At 69.3% G+C, this 20509-nt stretch carries 21 protein-coding genes; 11 read left to right on the forward strand and 10 right to left on the reverse strand.

Going from position 1 to position 20509, the window contains the following annotated elements; genetic code table 11:
• The first annotated feature begins 91 nt into the window (after positions 1 to 91).
• From VPH43_RS10945 to VPH43_RS10960, 4 genes are all read left to right on the forward strand, one after another.
• Complete coding sequence (locus VPH43_RS10945; RefSeq protein ID WP_328577722.1) at positions 92 to 1762, forward strand: vWA domain-containing protein; 1671 nt, start codon at positions 92 to 94, stop codon at positions 1760 to 1762.
• Entirely contained in the window at positions 1762 to 2433 is a 672-nt protein-coding gene (locus tag VPH43_RS10950) for a hypothetical protein (RefSeq protein WP_328577723.1), read from the forward strand. The genes VPH43_RS10945 and VPH43_RS10950 overlap by 1 nt, the downstream gene beginning before the upstream one ends.
• Positions 2430 to 3650, forward strand: a complete 1221-nt coding sequence (locus tag VPH43_RS10955) for a toxic anion resistance protein (RefSeq protein ID WP_328577724.1) — start codon at positions 2430 to 2432, stop codon at positions 3648 to 3650. Before VPH43_RS10950 ends, VPH43_RS10955 begins: the two co-directional genes overlap by 4 nt.
• A 231-nt stretch (positions 3651 to 3881) precedes the next feature.
• Positions 3882 to 4526 carry an FMN-binding negative transcriptional regulator gene (locus tag VPH43_RS10960; RefSeq protein ID WP_328577725.1) on the forward strand — a complete coding sequence of 215 codons (645 nt, stop codon included), beginning with the start codon at positions 3882 to 3884 and terminating at the stop codon, positions 4524 to 4526.
• Positions 4527 to 4545: 19 nt separating this feature from the next.
• Here the strand turns inward: VPH43_RS10960 and VPH43_RS10965 are convergent, their stop codons facing one another.
• Complete coding sequence (locus tag VPH43_RS10965; RefSeq protein ID WP_328577726.1) at positions 4546 to 4998, reverse strand: hypothetical protein; 453 nt, start codon at positions 4996 to 4998, stop codon at positions 4546 to 4548.
• 141 nt (positions 4999 to 5139) lie between these two features.
• Between VPH43_RS10965 and VPH43_RS10970 the strand changes: the two genes are divergently transcribed.
• Genes VPH43_RS10970 through VPH43_RS10980 form a run of 3 tightly spaced genes read left to right on the forward strand, consistent with a single transcriptional unit; the run spans position 5140 to position 8497 of the window.
• On the forward strand, positions 5140 to 6270 hold the full coding sequence (locus VPH43_RS10970; protein WP_328577727.1) for an ABC transporter substrate-binding protein: 1131 nt from the start codon (positions 5140 to 5142) through the stop codon (positions 6268 to 6270).
• A 19-nt stretch (positions 6271 to 6289) separates the two neighbouring features.
• Positions 6290 to 7423 carry an ABC transporter substrate-binding protein gene (locus VPH43_RS10975; RefSeq protein ID WP_328577728.1) on the forward strand — a complete coding sequence of 378 codons (1134 nt, stop codon included), beginning with the start codon at positions 6290 to 6292 and terminating at the stop codon, positions 7421 to 7423.
• Positions 7424 to 7447: 24 nt separating this feature from the next.
• Positions 7448 to 8497: a hypothetical protein gene (locus tag VPH43_RS10980; RefSeq protein WP_328577729.1), complete on the forward strand. Its 1050-nt coding sequence runs from the start codon at positions 7448 to 7450 to the stop codon at positions 8495 to 8497.
• Here the strand turns inward: VPH43_RS10980 and VPH43_RS10985 are convergent.
• Both VPH43_RS10985 and VPH43_RS10990 read right to left on the reverse strand, forming a co-directional pair.
• Positions 8477 to 9919 carry an N-acyl-D-amino-acid deacylase family protein gene (locus tag VPH43_RS10985; RefSeq protein ID WP_328577730.1) on the reverse strand — a complete coding sequence of 481 codons (1443 nt, stop codon included), beginning with the start codon at positions 9917 to 9919 and terminating at the stop codon, positions 8477 to 8479. The genes VPH43_RS10980 and VPH43_RS10985 overlap by 21 nt on opposite strands.
• Positions 9916 to 10917 (reverse strand): Bug family tripartite tricarboxylate transporter substrate binding protein, encoded by a 1002-nt coding sequence (locus tag VPH43_RS10990; protein WP_328577731.1) that lies wholly within the window; start codon positions 10915 to 10917, stop codon positions 9916 to 9918. Before VPH43_RS10990 ends, VPH43_RS10985 begins: the two co-directional genes overlap by 4 nt.
• Positions 10918 to 11018: 101 nt before the next feature.
• Here VPH43_RS10990 and VPH43_RS10995 point away from each other — a divergent pair, with 101 nt between their 5' ends.
• The 3 genes from VPH43_RS10995 (at position 11019) to VPH43_RS11005 (ending at position 12530) form a co-directional block, all read left to right on the forward strand.
• Positions 11019 to 11939, forward strand: coding sequence for a LysR family transcriptional regulator (locus VPH43_RS10995; RefSeq protein WP_328577732.1), 921 nt, complete (start codon positions 11019 to 11021; stop codon positions 11937 to 11939).
• A gap of 100 nt (positions 11940 to 12039) precedes the next feature.
• Positions 12040 to 12210 (forward strand): hypothetical protein, encoded by a 171-nt coding sequence (locus tag VPH43_RS11000; RefSeq protein ID WP_328577733.1) that lies wholly within the window; start codon positions 12040 to 12042, stop codon positions 12208 to 12210.
• Positions 12207 to 12530: a hypothetical protein gene (locus VPH43_RS11005; protein WP_328577734.1), complete on the forward strand. Its 324-nt coding sequence runs from the start codon at positions 12207 to 12209 to the stop codon at positions 12528 to 12530. Before VPH43_RS11000 ends, VPH43_RS11005 begins: the two co-directional genes overlap by 4 nt.
• Before the next feature lie 27 nt (positions 12531 to 12557).
• Here the strand turns inward: VPH43_RS11005 and VPH43_RS11010 are convergent, their stop codons facing one another.
• Positions 12558 to 13826 (reverse strand): glutamate carboxypeptidase, encoded by a 1269-nt coding sequence (locus VPH43_RS11010; RefSeq protein WP_328577735.1) that lies wholly within the window; start codon positions 13824 to 13826, stop codon positions 12558 to 12560.
• Between the two features lie 95 nt (positions 13827 to 13921).
• Here VPH43_RS11010 and VPH43_RS11015 point away from each other — a divergent pair, with 95 nt between their 5' ends.
• Positions 13922 to 14977 carry a GlxA family transcriptional regulator gene (locus VPH43_RS11015; protein ID WP_328577736.1) on the forward strand — a complete coding sequence of 352 codons (1056 nt, stop codon included), beginning with the start codon at positions 13922 to 13924 and terminating at the stop codon, positions 14975 to 14977.
• An 18-nt stretch (positions 14978 to 14995) separates the two neighbouring features.
• On the opposite strand, the gene VPH43_RS11020 is transcribed toward VPH43_RS11015, so the two are convergent.
• The 6 genes from VPH43_RS11020 to rfbF form a co-directional block, all read right to left on the reverse strand.
• Complete coding sequence (locus VPH43_RS11020; RefSeq protein ID WP_328577737.1) at positions 14996 to 15886, reverse strand: hypothetical protein; 891 nt, start codon at positions 15884 to 15886, stop codon at positions 14996 to 14998.
• A gap of 73 nt (positions 15887 to 15959) precedes the next feature.
• On the reverse strand, positions 15960 to 16793 hold the full coding sequence (locus VPH43_RS11025) for an NAD-dependent epimerase/dehydratase family protein (protein WP_328577738.1): 834 nt from the start codon (positions 16791 to 16793) through the stop codon (positions 15960 to 15962).
• A complete protein-coding gene (locus tag VPH43_RS11030; RefSeq protein ID WP_328577739.1) occupies positions 16793 to 17326 on the reverse strand; it encodes a dTDP-4-dehydrorhamnose 3,5-epimerase family protein in 534 nt (177 codons plus the stop codon). Before VPH43_RS11030 ends, VPH43_RS11025 begins: the two co-directional genes overlap by 1 nt.
• On the reverse strand, positions 17326 to 18645 hold the full coding sequence (gene rfbH, locus VPH43_RS11035) for a lipopolysaccharide biosynthesis protein RfbH (protein WP_328577740.1): 1320 nt from the start codon (positions 18643 to 18645) through the stop codon (positions 17326 to 17328). Before rfbH ends, VPH43_RS11030 begins: the two co-directional genes overlap by 1 nt.
• The gene (gene rfbG / locus VPH43_RS11040) at positions 18642 to 19715 is read right to left on the reverse strand and encodes a CDP-glucose 4,6-dehydratase (RefSeq protein WP_328577741.1); all 1074 of its coding nucleotides are present in this window, start codon (positions 19713 to 19715) and stop codon (positions 18642 to 18644) included. The genes rfbH and rfbG overlap by 4 nt, the downstream gene beginning before the upstream one ends.
• Complete coding sequence (rfbF, locus tag VPH43_RS11045; protein WP_328577742.1) at positions 19712 to 20494, reverse strand: glucose-1-phosphate cytidylyltransferase; 783 nt, start codon at positions 20492 to 20494, stop codon at positions 19712 to 19714. Before rfbF ends, rfbG begins: the two co-directional genes overlap by 4 nt.
• Positions 20495 to 20509: the final 15 nt, after the last annotated feature.

Here is a 20509-nt window from a genome sequence, read left to right on the forward strand (position 1 = left end):
CTCGCTCCCCCTCGGGGGGGACGGCGCGCGCCGCCAAGGGGGCCCAATGAGCGTCGGGCGCTTGACCGGCGCAGCAACAGGGAGGCATTGCATGAAAACGAAGTGGCTGGTCTGGGCGGGCTGGGGCCTGTCCGTCGCCTTGGTGGCCGGCTGCGGCCGCAAGGAAGAGCCCGCGCCTGCGCCCCGCGAGGCACCGCCCGCCGCCGCTGTGGCGGAGCTCAAGGTGCTGGCCACCAGCGACCTGCGCGACATCACGCCGCTGGAGGACATGGTGCTCAAGGCCACCGGCGTGAAGCTCAAGCTGCAGTTCGGCGGCACCATGGAAAGCACCGAGGCCGTGCTCACCGGCAACGCCAAGGCCGACGTGGCCTGGTTCGCCAACGCCAAGTACCTGCTGTCGGACGCGCAAGGCCAGTCGCGCGTGAAGCTGCAGGACAAGATCATGCTGTCGCCCATGGCCGTGGGCGTGAGCGAGTCCGCGGCGAAAAAGCTCGGCTGGGACACGCCCGACGCGGCCGCCAAGGTCACTTGGAAGGAGATCACCGAAGCGGCCCGCACCGGCAAGCTGAACTACGCGCTGTCCAACCCGGCGACCTCCAACCAGGGTTTCATGGCGCTGATGGGGGTGGTGGCGGCGGCCAGCGGAAAGTCCGAGGCCATGAGTGCCGCCGACGTGGACCGTGGCGCCATCGCCGCCTTCTTGAAGGGCTACAAGCTGCCGGGCGACAACTCCACCTACCTGTCGGAGCAGTTCATCGCGCAGCAGGGTGTGCGGGTCAATGCCTTCATCAACTACGAGAGCTGGCTGCTGAGCCTCAACCAGTCCGGCAAGCTGCGCGAGAAGCTGGTGCTGGTGTACCCGCATGAGGGCGTGAGCACGGCCGACTATCCGCTGATGCTGCTCAACGACGCCCGGCGGGAGGACTACCAGAAGGTGGTGGCCTACTTGAAGAGCGAGCCGGCTCAACTGTGGCTGGCGCGCCAGACCCTGCGCCGGCCCATCGTGCCGGAGGTGGCGGCCAAGGTGGCCGACGTGCTGCCGCAGCAGGGCATGCGGGTGGAGCTGCCGTTCTCGCCCGACCGTGCGCTGGCCGACGGGCTGATCGCGGCGTACCTGAACGAATTCCGCCGCCCGATCGCCTCCACCTTCGTGCTGGACACCAGCGGCAGCATGGAGCGTGAAGGGCGCCGTGGCCAGCTGGTGCAGGCCATCCAGTACGTGGCCGGCGCGGATGAGTCGCTCACTGGCCGCATCGCCAAGCTGACCAATCGCGAGCGCCTGTGGCTGCAGCCGTTTGCCGACCGGCCGTATGGTCTGGTGAACTTCGAGGTGCCGGCCGGCTCGGCCAGCGCCAGGGGCGTGCAGCTGCAGGCCGACAGCGAGGCCAAGCAGAAGGTGCTGGCCGACGTGCGCGACTTTGCCGACAAGCTGCGCATGACCGGCGGCACGGCGCTGTATGACGCGGTGCTGCAATCGCTGGAGCACATGGTCGAGGAAAAGAAGAAGAACCCGGACTACCAGTATTCGGTGGTCGCCTTCACCGACGGCGAGAACAACCAGGGCCGCAGCCTGGAGCAGTTCAAGCGCGACTACGCCGCGCTGCCGGAAGACGTGCGCGGCATCCCGGTGTTCATGGTGCTGTTCGGCGAGGCCAACGAAAAGGCGCTCAAGGACCTGGTGACGGTGACCGGCGGCCGGGTGTTCGACGCGCGCCGCACGCCGCTGTACAGCGTGTTCAAGGACATCCGGGCCTACCAGTGATGGATCGCCTCTTCCGCTGGCTCGGCTCACCCGCCAACTGGTGCGGTCTGGGCCTGGCCAGCGCCGTGCTGGTGCTCAAGGCGACGGGCTTCGTGGGCCTGTCCGGGCTGGCCGTGGCCGCACTGGGATATGCCGCGGGCTTCACGGCCGGCGGGCTGTGGTGGGGCTTCCCGAAGTGGTCGGCGCCCGCCTGGGAGGCGCTCCAGTTCAGCGACGAAGGCAGCGCGCGTGAAGCGATGGAGCGTGCGCTGCACGGCGTGCGCCAGCTCACGCAGTACAACCCCGAGAACCGCATGCCGGCCAGCCTGCAAGGGCGTGTGCTGGAGCTGTGCAAGGCGCTCGAAGGCCTGCTGCACCAGTGGGAGCGCTCGCGTGGCCAGCTGTCCCTGGAAGACAGCTTCGACGCCCGCCGCATCGCCATCACCTACCTGCCCGACGCGCTGAACACCTACCTGTCGATCCCGGCCGCCTACGCCACCGGCAAGGTGCTGGCCAACGGCAAGACGGCCACCGAGATCTTCAAGGACACCCTGGAAGAGTTGGAGGCCAAGGTGCGCGAGCTCGGCGACGACCTGGCCGCGCAGGATGCGCAGGCCTTCCTCACGCATTCCGAGTTCGTGAAACAGAAATTCGGCGAGCATTCGCCATTGCCCAAGGAGCCGCGCTCATGAGCGAGACCCAACCCAAGCCGACGGCGACCGCCACGGCCGCCCCGGTGTTCCAGCTGGAGCCGCCCACCGTCATCACCCCGGTGCCGGCGGAACAAAGCCGCGAGGCCGTACCGCTCAAGCCCGAGGTGCAGCAGGCGGTGGACAACCAGGTGCTGCGTTTCATCGACGCGCTGATGCAGGAAGACCTGCACTCAGAGGGCTTCAAGGCCAAGCTGGACAGCGCCTTTGCGCTCGGCAAGGAGGAGATCTCCAACGCCTCGGCGCTGATGCAGGGCCGCTTCATGCAGCGCAACTTCGTCGGCATGGAAGGCAGCGCGGCCTACCAGGCGATCGGCGAGATCCGGGCCCAGCTCGACGACCTGAACCCCGGCAAGGACGGCGACCTGCTGCAGCCGCGCAAGCTGCTGGGCATCATCCCCTACGGCAACAAGCTGCAGGCCTACTTCCGCAAATACCAGAGCGCCGCAGAGCAGCTGCAGACCTCGATGTCGCAGCTGTACACCGCGCGCGACGAGCTGCAGAAGGACGTGGTGGAGATCGAATCCACCCGCGGCAAGCTGTGGGAGGCGATGCAGAAGCTGGCGGCGGCGGCACGCTTTGCCACCACGCTGGACACCCGCCTGGCCGAGCGCGTGCAGGCGCTGGAAGCCACCGATCCGCAGAAGGCCCAGGCCCTGCGCCAGGAGGTGCTGTTCTACGCGCGCCAGAACCTGCAGGACATCCAGACCCAGCAGGCGGTGTGCATCAACGGCTACCTGGCGCTCGACGTGCTCAAGAAGACCGGCCGCGAGATGATGAACGGCTGCACGCGAGTGGCCACCACCGGCATGAGCGCGCTGGCCGTGGCGCAGACGGTGGCGCGCGCCACCGGCAACCAGATCAAGGTGATGGAGATGCTCTCGGGCGTGAACACCACCATCGGCAACCTGATCAGCGAAACCGGCCGCGCCCTCAACCAGCATGTGGACCACACCACCCAGTTCGCGCAGAACCCGATGCTCGGCATCGACAAGCTGAAGGAGATGTTCGACCAGACCTTCAAGGCCATGGACGCGATGGACACCTTCCGCGCCAAGGCCATCGACGTGATGGGGCAGAACAACACCATCATCCGCGAGCAGATCGCGCGGGCGGACCAGTACGTGGACCGCACGCGGCAGCAGCTGGCGCGGGATGCGGCCGCGCCCTCCTCGGGCGACGGGCCGGTCAAGCTCTGACCTGCGGTCACCCCGGCATGGTCGGCCCCGGCGCGGCACATCACCTTCGAACAGAGGCACCAGCGGGCGCGTGCCGTCATACAGCGCGTCGAAAAGGCGCCTCACGCGCGGGACCTTTCTCAGATCCGTGTGCGTGAGCACCAAAGCTCACTGCTCTCTCATGGAGGCTCCCCCGCCCGGCCGACCGCTGCGGCGCGCTGAACCCCCATTGACTACCCATCACTGAACTGCATGAACACACCGGACATCTTCCGTCCCAGCGCCGACAGCGAGATCGACCGCATGGTGGCCGCCTACCCGCTGGCGCTGGTCATCAGCGCCGTGGACGGGGACTTGCAAGCGTCGCCCCTGCCGCTGGTGCTGCAACGCGACGCCGCAGGAAGCGCCACGCTGATCGGACACTTCTCGCGTTTCAATCCGCAGGTGGAACTGGTCAAGCGCGAACGCCGGGCCCTGGTGGCGTTCTCCGGCGCGCAAGGCTACATCTCGTCGTCATGGTTGCGCGAGAGGCGGTACGCCCCCACCTGGAACTACCAGGCGGTGCACTTCAAGGTCGAAATCGAACTGGACGAGCGCCCAGGTGCTGCACGTGAAGCGCTGGAGACGCTGATTCGCCACGTCGACGCCCCTTACCCGAACCCCTGGAGCATCGAGGAAATGGGCCCGCGCTTCGAGCAACTCGCGACCGCCATCGTGCCGTTCCGGGCCACCGTGCTCGACACGCAGGTGCAGTTCAAGCTGGGGCAGGGCGATCCCGCGAACGTGCTGGAAGACGCGCTCGCGGGACTGGCCCGATACGGCAAGCTGGAACTCGCGACGGAGATGTCGCGTCACCATGCGCTCGCCCAGGCCCGGGCGCAGAAAGAAACGGTTTGAGCCGAGCGCGGCTGCGCCTTTAGCGCGCGTACTCGTTCGCCACGATGCGCATCGTGGCCGCGGCGCCGGGAGCCGCCGTGCTGATGTCCACCATCAGGTTGGCCTCGGCGCCGCCCCAGCGCGCATACGCCGCGGTCTGCACATCGGGCGCGCCGTAACCGCTCTTGAAGTCGGCCAGCAGGCCGTTGAGGTTCACCGTTGAATCCAGCACCACCAGGAACAGCCGGTCTCGGTTGAAGCAGTAGCGCACCGCCGACAGCGGGCTGTCGCCGAACAGCATGTTCTCGTTCTCGCGCCGGTAGCAGGCCACGCTGCCCTCGGCCTGCACCAGCTGCGCCGGCCCCAGGTAGGACGGCGCATCACCCCACATCAGACCGCGGAAGCCGCGCAGCTCGACGGCGCCCGCGGCACTGGCGCACAAGGCAGCGCCGATCAACACCAGGGAGCGGGCAAGAGTGGGCAGGGTTCGCATCGAGATGGGCCTCCAGACGGGATGTGTCCATCTTGCAACCAAATGCTTCAAATGTCTTGTGGAGTAATTCCGTTGAACGGTGCTTCTTGATCGGCCGATGAGCAGGGCATGCGCCGCGATGGCGCGCTCAGGGAGATCACGATGAAGCGCAGAAACTTCATGCTCGCCGCCTCGGCGGGCACCATGGGTGGTTTGGGCCTGGGCGCTGCCAGCGCCTTTGCCGCCAACGGCAAAGTGCTGCGCTTCGGCCAGTCCGCGTCGCTCACCGGCGGCCAGGCCAGCTACGGCAAGGACGTGCGCGACGGGATCAATGCCGCGTTTGCCAACGCCAACAAGAACGAAGCAACCACCGGCGTGCGTTTCGAGCTGATGACGCTGGACGATGGTGGCGTGCGCAGCCGCTGCCTGCAGAACGCGCTGTCGCTGGTGGACAGCGGCGTCACCGCGCTCATCGGCCTGACCAGCGGCGCGGGCGCGGAGGCCTGCATGCCCGTGGTGGAGGATGCGCAGATCGCCCTGCTCGGCACCGCCAGCGGCAACATGGGCATCCGCTCGGGCAACAACAACGGCGCCTTCCACGTGCGCGCCGGGTATGACGCCGAATACAAGCGCATGGTCGGTTACGCCAAGGACTTCGGCCTGCGCCGCGTCGGCGTGGTCACCCTGGCCGACACCTCCAAGGCCAACCTCGAAGCGATGAGCGCGGCGCTGGCCGCGCTGTCCATCCAGCCGCAGCTCACGCTGGCGATCGACCGCAACAGCACCTCCTTCGAAGGCGTGGCCAACGAGCTGCTCGCCGCCCGCCTGGACTGCGTGCTGTTCACCGCCAACGCCGGCCCGGTGGCCAAGATCATCGACCACATGCACCGGGCCAAATTCCCCGGCCTGTTCTACGCCTCCTCGTTCGCCGGCCAGGACCTGGTGGACACGCTCACCGCCAAGCAGCAGAGCTGCGTGATGAGCATGGTGGTGCCGCGGCCCACGGCCATGGGCGTGAACGTGGTCAACCAGTGCCAGCGCGACATCGCCCTGGTGCAGGGCGCCCGCATGGGCATGACCACGCTGGAGGGTTACATCGCCGGCCGCATCGCGGTGGAAGCCGCGCTGCAGGCGCAGAAAGTGGGCAGCGTCACCCGCGCCCGCATGAAGGAGTCGTTGGCCGGGTTGCGCACCGACCTGGGTGGCTACAAGGTCGAGTTCGCCGGCAGCATGCAAGGCTCGCGCTACGTGGACCTGATCGCCGTGGACCGCTACGGCCGCTTGGTCGGCTGACCCCCCGGAGAAGAAGAACATGAAACGACGCGACCTTCTGTTGAGCGCACCGGCGCTGTGGGCTGGCGCCTTGAGCGGCCTGCACGGCAACGCGCGGGCGGAAGCCGGCGTCGTCACCTTCGGCCAGTCGGCCTCGCTGTCCGGCGGCCAGGCCAAGTACGGCACCGAGATCCGCGACGGCATCGCCGCCGCCTTTGCCGCGGCCAACAAGGCCGAGGGCACCAAGGGCCTGCGCTTCGAGCTGCAGACCCTGGACGATGGCGGCGTGAAGGACCGCTGCGTCGGCAACGTCAAGCAGCTCATCGACTCCGGCGTGGCCGCACTCGTGGGCCTGACCAGCGGCGCCGCGGCCGAAGCGTCGCTGCCGGCGATCGAGCAGGCGCAGATCGCGCTGCTGGGCACCGCCAGCGGCAACATGGGCATCCGCCAGAACGCCAAGGCGCCGGCCTGCCATGTGCGCGCGGGCTACGACGTCGAATACAAGCGCATGGTCACCTACATCCGCGACTTCGGCCTGCGCCGCGTCGGGTATGTGTACCTGGGCGACACCTCGAAGGCCAACCTCGCCGCGATGACGCAGGCGCTGGACGCGGTGGGCGTGAAGCCGGCGGCCGCGATCGGCATCGACCGCAACGCCAAGAGCCTGCAACCGGTGGCCGACCAGCTGATGGCCGCCAACCTGGACTGCGTGCTGTTCACCACCAACGCGGCACCCATCATCAAGATCACCGAGCACATGGCCGCGGCCAAGTACCCGGGCATGTTCTTCGCGTCGTCGTTTGCCGGGCAGGACCTGGTGGACGGCCTGGCCAACAGCAACCGCAGCGTGGTGATGAGCCTGGTGGTGCCGCGGCCCACCGCGCTCGGCGTGGCGGTGGTCGCGCAGGCCAAGAACGACTTCGCCGCCTTCGGCAACGGCACCAAGCTGGGCGTGACCACGCTCGAGGGCTACATCGCCGGCCGCGTGGCGGTGGAAGCCGCGCGCCAGGCCGCCAAGGGCGGCACCGTGGGCCGCGCGCGCCTGAAGGACACGCTGGCCAACCTGCGCGCCGACCTGGGCGGCTACCGCGTGGCCTTCGGCCCCGATAACACCACCGGATCGCAATACGTGGAGATGGTCGTCATCGACCGCTTCGGACGACTCGTCGGCTAGAGCCGAACCATCAGGGGAAAAATCGTGAACACGCGAGCAATCGCGGCTGCGGCAGCAGCCGCATGGGCTTTGTCATTCCTGCCCGCGGCCTCGGCCGCACCCGACACCAGCACCTGGACCGCGGCGCGCGCGGCAGCCGCCGACCTGGCGGCTGAGCTGTCGCAGGCCTGCCCGGTGGCCTCCACCGGCGACCAGGCGGCCTTCGATGCCTGCCGCCAGGGCCTGTTCGGCGACTCCGCGGTGCGCCGCCAGCTCGCCAGCGTGGTGCTGTGGGGCCGCCAGCGCGATGCGTCGCTGTCGCTCAAGGAAACCTCGCTCACCCAGTTCGCGCCCGACGTGCTCACCGGCATGTACCTGCCGCTGTTCATGTTCAACGGCGAGCACACGGTGGACTACGTGGAGCGCGAGGGCCTGTTCCAGATCCGCCTGCGCGTGGCCTTCCGCAACCGGCTGCAGCCCGGCCAGTTCCCGTATCCCTTCTGGCACGAGGCCGAGAAGTGGGCCATGTACCAGGGCGCCAACGAGGTGCTGTTCTGGTGGGACGGTGGCAAGCGCCAGGTCAAGGCGGCGCAGTTCACCGTGTTCGGCAAGCAGGCACCGCTGGTCGCTGCGCAGCCGGTGCCGGCGCCGCGTTTCGACGGCCAGTGGATGTGGACGGACGACCGTGGCCGCACCCAGCCCAAGGTGACGGTGTTCGACGGCCTGTTCCGCGCTGACAACCCCTACCTGAACCAGCTCGACGCGTCCTACAAGACGCTGGCACTGCGCCTGCGCGAAGGCCAGTGCAGCGAATGCCACGTGCCCAACAACCCGGACAAGAGCAAGCGCCTGGTGCTGCTGCAGACACCCGCGCACGCCGCCGGCGAGATCCAGCGCCTGCTCAGGGCCGTGCGCGACGACCGCATGCCGCGTGACCAGGCGGGCGTGGAAGCGCCGCTGGACAAGCACACCAAGGAAGCGCTGCTGCAGGACGGCGAGGCCTTTGCCAAGGTGGTGGAAGCGGCCAAGCGCTGGGAGGCGACACAGGCCCGCACCCGCATGGCATCGCAGGTGTCAGGCACCGGCGGCCAGTGATCGGGCAGGCCGCAGGCGAACGCCTGCGTGACTGTCGGTGATCTCGCCATTGCGCAGCGCCAGCCGGCCGTTGACCCACACCGCCTCGATGCCGGCGGCGGCGGCCTGCGGCTCGTCGTAGCTCGCCGTGTCGCGCACCCGGGCCGCATCCAGCAGCACCAGGTCGGCGGCTTGGCCGGCGGCAATGGTGCCCCGCCCCACGAGGCCAAAGCGCTGTGCCGGCCAGCCTGTCATCTTGTGCACGGCGGTCTCCAGCGTCATCAGCCCACGCTCGCGGCTGTAGTGGCCCAGCACGCGCGGGAAGCTGCCCCACAACCGGGGATGCGGATGACGGTCGTGCGGAAGGCCGTCCGAACCGACCATGCACAACGGGTGAGCCAGCACGCGCTCCACATCCTCCGCCGCCATGGAAAAGTAGATGGCACCACCCGGCACCAGCCGCTGCGCGGCGGCCTTCAGGTCCACGCTCCAGTCGGCCGCGATGTCGCGCAGCTTGCGGCCGCTGTGTTCGGGGTGCGGCGTGGACCAGGTGATCAACACGTCGCCCACCCTCGCCGCCCGTTCGGCATCCAGCATGGTGGATGCCGCTTCGTACGGATAACAGTCGAAACACACCGGCTGCAGACGCGCCGCCGCTTCGATCATGCGCAGCGTCTCGCGCGTGCGGCCATGGTTGCGCGGGCCCACCACCTTGTGGTGCGACAGCACCAGCCGGGCGCCGCTGGCTGCGCCCACCTGCAGTGCTTCCTTCAGCGCCGCGTCGATGTGGTCGCCTTCGTCGCGGATGTGCATGGCCAGCACCGCGTCGCGCCCCTTCAGCGCGCCGCACACCGCGAGCAGCTCCTCGATGCCGGCGGCACGCGCCGGCGGGTAATAAACGCCGGTGGACAGGCCAAAGGCGCCGGCGTCCAGCGCCTGTTGCACCTCGGCCCGCATCGTGGCCGTTTCGTGGGCGCTGGCCGGGCGTGACAGGTCGGCCACGTGCCGCACCCGCAGGCTGGTGTGGCCGATCAGCGGCGCCACGTTCACGCTGGGCCGCTCGGCATCCAGCCGCGCCAGGTAGTCGGCGAAGCAGGCGAATCGCTCGGCGGAACTGCCCAGCAGGTCCAGCGGCGCGGGCGGGTGGTCGGTGAGCAAAGGCGCCAGGCTGATGCCGCAGTTGCCGGTGACCACGGTGCACACGCCCTGGCTGAGCTTGGGGTGCGGCACTGGCGACTGCAGCACCAGCAGGTCGTCGTGCGAATGCGCGTCGATGAAGCCGGGGCACAACACCAGGCCTGGTGCGTCGACGATGTCGTCGGCACGTGCGCTGCCCGGCGGCATCAAGGCCGCGATGGTGCCGTCAGCCACCAGCACGTCGGCCGCAAAACGCGGCCGGCCCGTGCCGTCGATGACCTCGGCGTGGCGGATGGCGAAGCTCAATCCACCCTCGCACCGGAGCGCCGCACCACATCCGCCCAGCGGGGTGTTTCCACCTTCGCCATCGTCATGATCAGGTTCGGCGGCGACGCCATGGTCTCCACCGCGAGGCGGGCGTACTTCTCGCGCACTGCCGGCGTGGCCACGATGCGGTTGATCGTCTGGTTGAGCAGCGTCACGATGGCCGCTGGCAGGCCGGGTGGCCCGACCAGCCCGCCCCAGGCGGTGGTTTCATAACCCTTCACGCCCGCTTCGTTGATCGTGGGCAGGTCGGGAAAGTAGGCCGAGCGCCGGGCGCCGCTGACGCCCAGCGCCCGCACCCGCCCGTTGCGGATGTGCGGGCCGATGGAGGCGAGGTTGTCGAACATCAGGTCGATCTGCCCTCCCAGCAGGTCCTGCAGCGCGGCCGGGCTGCCGCGGTAGGGCACGTGGACCATGAAGGTGCCGGTCATTGCCTTGAACAGCTCGCCGCCGAGGTGGCCGGTGGTGCCGTTGCCGGCCGAGCCCATGGTGAGCTTGCCCGGCCGCGCCTTGGCGTGGGCGATCAGCTCCTGCACCGTCTTCACCGGCAGGGCGGGGTTCACCACCAGCGCGTTGTGCACCGTGCCGGTGAGGGCGATGCCGGTGAGCGCATCGGGGTCGTAGGGCAGCTTGCTGTAGAGCGAGCGGTTGATCGCCAGCGTGCCCACGTTGGCATAACCCAGGGTGTAGCCGTCGGGCTGCGCACGCGCCAGCTCGCCCATGCCGATCGCGCCACCGGCCCCAGGCTTGTTGTCCACCACGATCGCCTGGCCCAGCGCAGCCAGCAGCTCGTCGGCCAGGACGCGGCAGATCGCGTCGGGCGAACCGCCCGCGGCCGACGGCACGATCAGCCGCACCGGCCGGCTGGGGTAGGCCGCCGCCAAGCTGCGGCCCGGCCACGCCACGCCGGCTGCCACGCCGCCCAAGGCTGCCAGCACCGCGCGGCGGTCCAGCTCCTCCCGTCCATTGAAGTGATTCATGCCGCCTCTTGTGCATCCACCAAAGATGGGGGAAATTTGCCCGCCGCAGCCTGCTGGCGCAATCGAAATGTGCTGGGGCTGGCATGAAGAAAGCTAATGCGATGACATCTTTGCCGTCCCTCACCGCCCTGCGTTGCTTCGACGCCAGTGCGCGCCACGCCAGCTTCACCAAGGCTGCGGCCGAAGTGCACCTCACCCAGGGCGCGGTGAGCCACCAGATCCTCGCGCTGGAAGCGCAGCTCGGTGTGCCGCTGTTCCTGCGCCAGCGCGGCGGCCTGCAGCTCACGGTGGCCGGGCGGGCCTACTGGTCGGAGGTGTCGCCCGCCCTGCGCCAGCTCGAGCGCGCCACGCAGAACATCGTGCAGCACCAGGGCGGGGGCGGGGAGCTGAAGCTGTCGGTGGCCTCCAGCTTCGGCACCTTCTGGCTGATGCCGCGCCTGAGCGGCTTCGTGGCCGCCCATCCGGACATCACGCTCAGCCTGTCCACCCACGTCGGCCCGGTGGACTACAGCCGTTTCGCCGGCGACGCGGCGATCGAGTTCTGCGAGGGCGCCGTGCCGGGGCTGCATGCACAGCGGGTGCTGGCGCTGCAGGCCAAACCGTTTGCCGCGCCGGCGCTGCTGAAGTCGCTGGGCATCGCCTGCCGGGCCCGTGGCCTGGGGCGCGCCGAGCTGCTGCGCCTGCTGTGCCAGGCGCCCCTGGTGCGCCAGGCCAGCGTGCCGCACGGCTGGGCCGCCTGGCTGCAGGCGGCTGGCCTGCGGGACGCGATGCCGCCGGGCCAGCTGAACGCCGGCCCGCAATACGACCTGCTGTCCATGGCGCTCAACGGCGCGATCGCGGGCCTGGGCGTGGCGCTGCTGCCCGACTACGCGGCCGCCGGGGCGCTGCAGGCGCGCCAGTTGTTGGCAGTGTCCTCATGCAGCTGGACGGCGGAAAAAGCCTACTTCCTGCGCTACCCGGAGTGGAAGGGCCAGCTTGCCACGGTGCGCCGTTTCGGGGAGTGGCTGCGTGCTGTGCCATGATCGCGGGCTTTTCACAGCGCCCGGCTGGAAAGTTGTGCGTAGGCGCGGTGCCTGCCTGCTGCGTTGAAGGGTGACCGCACAACTCGAAAGGTGACGGACGATGGACGACTCGCTGGAAGCCTTGAAACGCCGTCTCGCCGACGCGCGTGCGCAGCGCGCCCGCTGCGAAACCGCCGGTCAGCGCAGTGATGCCTACCTCACCGCGCATCATTACGTTCGGGTGCTGGAGCGGCGCCTGGAGCACTGGCCGCGGGTGGACTCCACCGCGTGACCGGCAAGCCGCTTGCCCATGATGCCCAAAGTGCCTTTCTGAAGGCACCGCGCGACGACCTCACCCATGCCCTGATGCGCCACCTGGCGGCCTGCCACCCGGCCGACATGGCGGTGCAGCGGCTGGCAGCACTGGCGCACTGCGAGCCGGCCGCGCTGCAGGGTCACCTGCTGCTGCTCAACCGCATGGGGCTCCTCCTGATCGAAAGCCTGGCCGACGGCGCTGTCGGCTCCGCCCGCCTGACGCAGGAGGGCCTGCGCCGTGTGCGCGTGCCGGCCGGCCGTGCCGTGTCGCCCCGGGCCATGCGGCGCAAACCTTGAAGCCCGGGTGGGCTGCGCCGGGTTGAATCAGCGCCCCGCCTTGCCGCTGCCGATGTCCTGCAGCAGCCGCGTCATCAGGTACAGGCGCGGCACGATGGAGTCGAGCTCGATGTACTCGTCGCGCGCGTGGTAGCCAAAACCGGCCAGGCCGAAACTCTCCACCACCACGGCCTTGCCCGAGCGGCCGGCAAAGCCCGCATCGGTGGCGCCGCCGGTGGAGGGCACCAGCGCAAGCGGGCGGCCGTCCAGCTCGGCGTAGATGGACTGGGCGTGCTGCGCCAGGGCGCGGCCCCGGTCGGTGGCCACGAAGGGCGGGCGGCCCACCTCCATCGTCACCTTGGCCTGCGTGTCCGGCACGAGGTGGCTGCTGTTCACCTTTTCCTGTAGCGCGGCCTGCAGCCTGGCGGCCGCGTCCGGCTGGGTGGTGCGCACGTCGCCGCCGGCCACGGCCTGCTCGGGAATCTGGTTGCGCACCTCGCCCGCCTTGGCGGTGGTCCAGTTCAGCTGCGCGCCGGGCACGGCCTTCGCGATGTCGCGCGTCTGCAGCAGCTGGTACGACAGCTCCACCAGCGCATTGCGACCCAGCTCCGGCGCGGCGCCTGCATGCGAGGCGCGGCCCTTGACCTCCAGGGTGGCGGTGGCCGTGCCGGCGGCGCCCAGCAGCAGCGCCTCCTGCTGGGCCACCGCCTTGGCAGCCGTTGGTTCGCACGACAACACCACATCGTGCTGCTCGGCCAGCGCGGCAATGGCTTCGCCCGAGCCGATGGAGCCGATCTCCTCGTCAGGGTTGAACAGCACGGTGAGCTGCGCGTAGTTGCGCCAGCCCGCGTCCATGAGCAGCTGCAGCGCATGCAGGATCACCGCGATGCCGCCCTTGTCGTCCGCGATGCCGGGGCCGTAGAGCTTGTTGCCGTCCTCGCGCAGCGGCTGGGTGGCGAGCGTGTTCTCGGGGTACACCGTGTCCATGTGGGCGATGAGCAGCACGCGCGCCTGGCCGGTGCCGCTGAAGCTGCCCTTGACCATCACGCCGCCGGGCCCGCGGCTCACGGCCAGGCGCTCGGTGCGGGCCCCCAGGGCCTTCAGGCGCCGCTCGGTGTAGTCGGCCATCTTCTGCAGGCCTGCCACGTTGGCGCTGCCGGACTCGATGAGCACCAGCTCCTTCAGCGTGCTGACGACGGCCGGCTGGGCCTGCTGCGCCTGCTGCAGCAGGCGCGCATCGGGCGCGGCGAAGGCGGCCAGCGGCAGGGCGGTGCAGAGCGCGGCAGCGAACGAGGCGGTGCGGGGTTTGAGCGTCATGGTCGGTCGGTGGTGTGGCAGGGGTCGCCGCAGTCTAGGCGGCGAGGGCACAATCGCCGCGTGCCGATCCCGCCATTTGAAATGCCGATCTCGCCATGAGCGCTTCGCGCCGTGGTGATGACCGCCCGCCGCTGCGGCTGCGCCTGCTCTGGCTGCCGGAGGCACTGCCCGGCACCGTGTTTTCCGCGCTGGACGTGGTGCGTGCGGCCGCCGGCATCGCGCAACTGCAGCGGCCCGATGCACCGCCGCGCATCGTGTGGCAGGTGCTCACCGGCAGCGGCCGCAACTTGTCGCTGCCGTTCCTGGAGCAGCCGTCCCGCCTGCGGGTGCCGCCGTCGCGAACCGTGCTGGTGATTCCTGCCCTGAACACCCGCAATGCACCGCATGTGGGTGAGGTGCTGGCGCGTTCGCCCGCCGCTTTGCGCACGGTGGAGCGCCACATGACCGACGGCGGCTGGCTGGCCGCCTGCGCCAACGGCGTGGCGCTGCCGGCGGCGCTGGGCTTGCTCGATGGTGCACGCGTCGCAGCGCCCTGGCCCTACCAGAGCTGGATGGCGCGGCAGTATCCGCACTGCGACTGGAGCGCCGACGAGGCGTTCAGCGCAGCGGGGCGCTGCTTCAGCTGCGTGGCGCCGGCGCTGATGAGCGAGTTCATGCTGCGCGTGCTGGGCCACGTGCACGACCCGGATCTCGCGCAGGCCGTGGCCCAGGTGCTGCTGCACCAGCCGCAACGCCAGCAGCTCACGCCGGCGCTCGTCGCCAAGCGCTGGCTGAGCCGCACCTCGGACAGCCCGGTGTACCGCGCGATGCAATACCTGCAGGACCACATCGACCAGCCCTACCGCCTGGCGCCGGTGGCGGCCGCTGCAGCGGTGAGCGAACGCACCCTGCTGCGGCACTTCGGGCAGGTGACCGGCATGACGCCGCTGGCCTACCTGCATGGCCTGCGAATCGAGCGCGCCAAGATGCTGCTGGAGGTGACGCTGCACGGCGTGCAGGGTGTCGCCGAAGCCTGCGGTTATGCCGATGCGGCGGCGTTCCGGCGCCTCTTCCAGCGCGAGACGGGCATGTCGATGTCGCAGTACCGCGTGCGCTTTGCGCTGCGCTCGCGGCGGCGGTTCTGGCGGGTGGAGGATGCGCGCGCGGAGTGAGGCAGGCGATGCTCTCCCTCAGCGGGTGTGCTGCAGCAGCCAGCGCAACACGTCGGTTTCCTCGCCACCCGGTGCCGCCGGTGGATGGGCTTGCAGCACCTGCGTGTCGATGTCGTGGCCAGCGCGCTCCAGCACGGTCAGCCGCGCCGGCTGGCGTGGCGGTGGTGAGCAGGCATTGATGCGCCGCACCAGCTCCCGGCTGTGTGCCAGCGGCACGGCAGGGTCGTCCGCTCCATGGAAGGCCCACACGGGCACATCGCGCGCGGGGCAGAGGTCGGCGCCGACATCCACGGCCGAGAGGCTGACCGCCGCGGCGACGCGGTCCGCCAGCTGCGGCAGTGCCAGCCACAGCGTGCCGGCGCCGGCGCTGTGGCCCACGAGATAGATGCGGCGCGGGTCCACCCGGTAGGCCGCCATCGCATAGTCGATGAACTCGCGCAGTTCCCCAGGGGCTGGCACGTAGCTGCAGCGTTGCGGGTACAGCACCAGGAAGGGTGTGTCCCCGCCGCGGCGCGGGTCGATCAAGGCGGTGAGGTCGTGCTGCCGCACACCCGGTACCGCGCTGCCGTCCAGCTTGGCCAGGTAGTGCCCGGTTTCGAACGCGCCATGCAGGAAGATGACGAGCGGGTAGCGGCGCGCGGTGTCGGCGGCATACCCGGGCGGCAGCCGTTCGAAGTAGCCCATGGCGGCGGCCGTGGTGCCCTGCGGCCGGGCGACCGGCTCCGTGCCCTGCCCCGGCTCGGGAACCACCGGCCTGAGCGGCTGTGCGCCGGCCGCTGGCGTGCAGCGCGGCGGTGGTGGCGGCAGCTCACGCAGGCCCGGTGTGGGCAGGGTGGGGCGGCACGCGGCCAGCAGCAGGGACAGGGCAGCCAGGACGCCTGGCCGCAGCACACCAGTGAGAAAGGGCATGCTGCGCTTGTAGCAGGAAGCGAGCCGAGCCGCGCCGAGCCGAGCCGCCGCGGCGCGGAGGCCCGAAGGCGAATCAGTCCACCTGCGGCACCAGCCGCATCACCTCGCCCGGCCGGTAGGGCACCGCGCCGGGGATCAGCCGGCCGGTCGCGCCCCAGTGGCGCCACCAGTGTTGTGCAAAGTCGATCAGCCGTTGCGGCCGGCCGCTGGCCACGTGCCGAACGATCGGCTCGCCGGGCGCGATGTGCTCGCAGGTGAGCGACTGCACGAAGTGCGCCGCCACGTCCTGCACGGCGATGAAGTCGCGCCACTGTTCCCCGGCGCTCATCGGAAAGTCCTCACCCGCCAGCGCGGCGCGGCGCAGCGAAGGCCACAGCCGCGTAGCCTGTTCGCCTTCGCCATACACCTGGAAGATGCGCGACAGCTGCAAGCGCACACCCGCCTGCCGGCCCAGCGCCAGGAAGGCCACCGAGGCGGCGGCCTTGGACACCGGGTAGGAGATCACCGGCTCCAGCGGCGCGTCCACGGGAATGGCGTCGTACCGTTCTGCCGCCCGACCGTACTCAAAACAGGAGCCGGCGACCAGGAAGCGCGAAATGCCGGCGGCGCGTGCCTGCTCGGCCAGCTTGACCGACGCAACAACGTTCCAGTACAGGCAACGCTCCAGCGTGTCGTAGGGCGGGTTGGGCGTGTGCGAGGCCAGGTGCACCAGCACCTCGCAACCTTGCAGCGCAGCAGTGTGGTCGCCATCGAGTTCACCGTCCACCCAATGCGGTTCCTTTGCCAGCGGCAGGCGCGGCTGGCTGCCCGGGCGGCGCAGTGCGACCACCTCGTGGCCAGCGGCATGGGCCTGGTCGATGAAGTGCGAGCCGATGAAGCCGGTGCCGCCGGTGAGGAAGATGCGCATCAGAACGGCGTGTCGAAGTCCTTCAGCGCCGCATGGCCGCGGTCGCGTTCGGACATCACCGGTGCGGCGCACTTCCAGTCGAAGCCGAAGCTGTCCCAGCGGATGCCGGCGTCGTGGGTGGGCGCGTGTTCGCTGGAGGTCTTGTAGACCATCAGCGTGTCGTCTTCCAGCGCCTTGAAACCATGCGCGACGCCGCGCGGAATGAAGATGATGGCCGGGTCGTGCGCGTCCAGCGTCACGCCCATCGCGCGGCCAAAACCTGCGCCGCGGCGCAAGTCCAGCAGCACGTCCAGCACACGGCCCTGCGGGCAGTAGACGATCTTGTCGTGGTCGTGCGGCGGGCGCTGGAAGTGCATGCCGCGGATCACGTCCTGGTGGGAGACGGAATAGAACTCCTCGCGCAGCTCGAAGCGCAGGCCCATGCGGGCGAGCGCGCTCACTGCATGCGTCTTCACGAAGCTGCCACGCGCATCGGCCAAGCGCGTCAGGGGCACGTAGAACGCGCCCGGCAGCAACTCCACCGCGTCTTTCATCAGAAGTTCAGGCCGAAGAAGGTTTCGAGGGTGGAGACCATGTGCTCCAGCATGCCGTCCGTCAAGCCCGGGTGAACGCCGAGCCAGAAGGTGTCGTTCATCACGCGGTCGGTGTTCACCAGCTCGCCGCTCACGCGGTAGTTGCGGCCCTGCATGTAGGGCTGGCGCGTCAGGTTGCCGGCGAACAGCAGCCGCGTGCCGATCTTCGCCTGCTCGATGTATTGCACCAGGTCGTTGCGTTTGACGTTGGCGGCCGGCTTCAGCGTGATGGGGAAGCCGAACCACGACGGATCGCTCTTGGGCGTCGCCTCGGGCAGCAGCAGGAATTCCTCGCAGCTTTGCAGGCGCTCCTTCAGCAGTGCGAAGTGGCGCTTGCGCGCGGCCACGAAACCATCCAGCCGATCCAGCTGTGCCAGCGCGCAGGCGGCCTGCATGTCGGTGATCTTGAGGTTGTAGCCCAGGTGGGAGTAGGTGTACTTGTGGTCGTAGCCTTCGGGCAGGCTGCCGAACTTCTGGCAGTGGCGCTTGCCGCAGGTGTTGTCCTTGCCGGGCGGGCAGTAGCAGTCGCGGCCCCAGTCGCGGAAGCTTTCGGCGATGAGCTTCAACTCCGCGTTGTTGGTGAACACCGCGCCGCCTTCACCCATGGTGATGTGGTGCGCGGGGTAGAAGCTCAGCGTGCCGATGTCGCCGAAGGTGCCGACCATCCTGCCGTCGTAGGTGGAGCCGAGTGCGTCGCAGCAGTCCTCGATCAGCCACAGGCCGTATTTGCGGCACAGCGCGGTGACGACGTCCAGATTGAACGGATTGCCCAGCGTGTGCGCCAGCATGATCGCGCGTGTCTTCGGCGTGATGGCGGCTTCGATCTTGGCCGCGTCGATGTTGTAGGTGCCCAGCTCCACGTCCACGAAAACCGGCACCGCGCCGAACTGCAGGATGGGGTTCACCGTGGTGGGGAAGCCCGCGGCCACGCCGATCACCTCGTCGCCCGGCTTGATCGCGCGGTCGCCCAGGCGCGGCGAGGTGAGCGTGCTGAAGGCCACCAGGTTGGCCGACGAACCCGAGTTCACCGTGATCAGGTGCTTCACGCCCAGGTAGGCGGCCAGGCGCTGCTCGAACGCGTCGTTGAAACGGCCGGTGGTGAGCCAGCCGTCCAGCGAGGCCTCCACCATCATCTGCAGCTCCGGCGCGCCGATCACCTTGCCGGACACGGCCACGGTGGATTCACCCGGCGTGAAGGCGCGCGGCGCCAGCGCCAGCTCGGCGTACTGCTGCACGAGCTGGCTGATCTGCGCGCGCAGGCTGTCGGGGGTGGTGCTCATGTCGTTGTTCCCTGAACGTAGTCGTTGATTTCTTGCAGGCAGTGCGTGCGCATGTCGGCGCGCGCCAGCCAGGCCTGGTGCCAGCGCACGATGCGCTGCAGCGTGGTGTCGAGTGGCCAGCGCGGTTGCCAGTGCAGGCGCTGGCGTGCCTTGGAGCAGTCCAGCTTCAGCAGGTGGGCTTCGTGCGGCTGCGCCGTGCCGTCCAGCTGCCAGCGGGCGCCGTCGCCCCACAGCGCGGTGAGGCGCTCCACGATCCAGCCCACGGGCTGGGCGTCACTGTCGGCGGGGCCGAAGTTCCAGCCTTCGGCGAAGGCCTGGCCGTCGCCGTGCAGGCGCTCGGCCAGCATCAGGTAGCCTGACAGCGGCTCCAGCACATGCTGCCAGGGCCGGGTGGCGAGCGGATTGCGGATGACCACCGGCGCGCCGGATTCGAAAGCCTTGAGCATGTCGGGCACCAGGCGGTCGGCCGCCCAGTCACCCCCGCCGATCACGTTGCCGGCGCGGGCGGTGGCCAGCGCCACGTTGCCGTGCAGGAAGGAGCGGCGGTACGCCGAGGTGACGAGCTCGGCGCAGCCCTTGCTGCTGCTGTACGGATCGTGCCCGCCCATGGGCTCGTCTTCGCGGTAGCCCCACAGCCACTCGCGGTTTTCATAACACTTGTCGGTGGTGACGTTCACCACCGCGCGCACCGTGCCGGCGCAGCGCACGGCCTCCAGCAGGTGGACCACGCCCATCACGTTGGTGGCGTAGGTGCCCACCGGGTCGGCGTAGCTGGCGCGCACCAGCGGCTGGGCCGCCAGGTGCAGCACGATCTCGGGGCGGAAGCTCACCAGCGCGGTGTGCAGCGCGCCCGCATCGCGGATGTCGCCCACGGTGTGCTGGATGCCTTCGTGCACCCGGGTGGCCTCGAAAAGGCTGGGCGTGGTGGGCGCCTGCAGCGCGAAGCCCGCCACCTCGGCGCCCATGGCCTTGAGCCAGAGGGTGAGCCAGCTGCCCTTGAAGCCGGTGTGGCCGGTGACGAAGACACGCTTGCCTTGCCAGAACGCAGTGTTCACAAAGGCGCCGCTCACGAATTGCAGTCCCAGGTTTTCCAGGGGGCCTTGTTCGCCTCCCACAGCTGCTCCAGGTGCTGCTTGTCGCGCAGCGTGTCCATCGGCTGCCAGAAGCCCTTGTGCTCGTAGGCCATCAGCTGGCCGTCGGCGGCCAGGTTCATCAGCGGTGCCTGCTCCCAGATGGAGCTGTCGCCTTCGATGTAGGGCAGCACCTTGGGGCTCAGCACGAAGAAGCCTGCGTTGATCAGGCCGCCGTCGCCGCGCGGCTTTTCCACGAAGCGCTGCACCTGGCCGTTGCTGAGTTCCAGCGCGCCGAAACGGCCGGGCGGGTAGGTGGCGGTCACGGTGGCGAGCTTGCCGTGCTGCTGGTGGAACTGGATGCTGTCGGCGATGTTCACGTCGCTCACGCCGTCGCCGTAGGTGAAGCAGAAGGCCTCCTCATCGCGCACGTACTTGGCCACGCGGCGCAGGCGCCCGCCGGTCATGGAGTCGTCGCCGGTGTCCACCAGGGTCACATGCCAGGGCTCGCTGCGGCGGCGGTGCACTTCCATGCGGTTGTCCGCCATGTGGAAGGTGACATCTGACGTGTGCAGGCAGTAGTTCGCGAAGAACTCCTTGATCACGTAGCCCTTGTAGCCGCAGCAGATCACGAAGTCGTTCACGCCATGCGTGGAGTACATCTTCATGATGTGCCACAGGATCGGCCGGCCGCCGATTTCCACCATCGGCTTGGGCCGCACCGAGGTCTCCTCGCTGAGGCGAGTGCCCAGGCCACCGGCCAGGATCACGGCTTTCATGGCGCGTTCCTTGTG

Source organism: Ideonella sp. BN130291 (genome assembly GCF_036231905.1).
Classification (GTDB): Bacteria; Pseudomonadota; Gammaproteobacteria; order Burkholderiales; family Burkholderiaceae_C; genus CAMLIZ01.

Excerpts from the sequence above, each read along its gene's own strand:
- VPH43_RS10945 (WP_328577722.1), top strand. The coding sequence starts at position 92 with ATGAAAACGAAGTGGCTGGTCTGGGCGGGCTGGGGCCTGTCCGTCGCC.
- VPH43_RS10950 (WP_328577723.1), top strand. The coding sequence starts at position 1,762 with ATGGATCGCCTCTTCCGCTGGCTCGGCTCACCCGCCAACTGGTGCGGT.
- VPH43_RS10955 (WP_328577724.1), top strand. The coding sequence starts at position 2,430 with ATGAGCGAGACCCAACCCAAGCCGACGGCGACCGCCACGGCCGCCCCG.
- VPH43_RS10960 (WP_328577725.1), top strand. The coding sequence starts at position 3,882 with ATGAACACACCGGACATCTTCCGTCCCAGCGCCGACAGCGAGATCGAC.
- VPH43_RS10965 (WP_328577726.1), bottom strand. The coding sequence starts at position 4,998 with ATGCGAACCCTGCCCACTCTTGCCCGCTCCCTGGTGTTGATCGGCGCT.
- VPH43_RS10970 (WP_328577727.1), top strand. The coding sequence starts at position 5,140 with ATGAAGCGCAGAAACTTCATGCTCGCCGCCTCGGCGGGCACCATGGGT.
- VPH43_RS10975 (WP_328577728.1), top strand. The coding sequence starts at position 6,290 with ATGAAACGACGCGACCTTCTGTTGAGCGCACCGGCGCTGTGGGCTGGC.
- VPH43_RS10990 (WP_328577731.1), bottom strand. The coding sequence starts at position 10,917 with ATGAATCACTTCAATGGACGGGAGGAGCTGGACCGCCGCGCGGTGCTG.
- VPH43_RS10995 (WP_328577732.1), top strand. The coding sequence starts at position 11,019 with ATGACATCTTTGCCGTCCCTCACCGCCCTGCGTTGCTTCGACGCCAGT.
- VPH43_RS11000 (WP_328577733.1), top strand. The coding sequence starts at position 12,040 with ATGGACGACTCGCTGGAAGCCTTGAAACGCCGTCTCGCCGACGCGCGT.
- VPH43_RS11010 (WP_328577735.1), bottom strand. The coding sequence starts at position 13,826 with ATGACGCTCAAACCCCGCACCGCCTCGTTCGCTGCCGCGCTCTGCACC.
- VPH43_RS11015 (WP_328577736.1), top strand. The coding sequence starts at position 13,922 with ATGAGCGCTTCGCGCCGTGGTGATGACCGCCCGCCGCTGCGGCTGCGC.
- VPH43_RS11020 (WP_328577737.1), bottom strand. The coding sequence starts at position 15,886 with ATGCCCTTTCTCACTGGTGTGCTGCGGCCAGGCGTCCTGGCTGCCCTG.
- VPH43_RS11025 (WP_328577738.1), bottom strand. The coding sequence starts at position 16,793 with ATGCGCATCTTCCTCACCGGCGGCACCGGCTTCATCGGCTCGCACTTC.
- VPH43_RS11030 (WP_328577739.1), bottom strand. The coding sequence starts at position 17,326 with ATGAAAGACGCGGTGGAGTTGCTGCCGGGCGCGTTCTACGTGCCCCTG.
- rfbH (WP_328577740.1), bottom strand. The coding sequence starts at position 18,645 with ATGAGCACCACCCCCGACAGCCTGCGCGCGCAGATCAGCCAGCTCGTG.
- rfbF (WP_328577742.1), bottom strand. The coding sequence starts at position 20,494 with ATGAAAGCCGTGATCCTGGCCGGTGGCCTGGGCACTCGCCTCAGCGAG.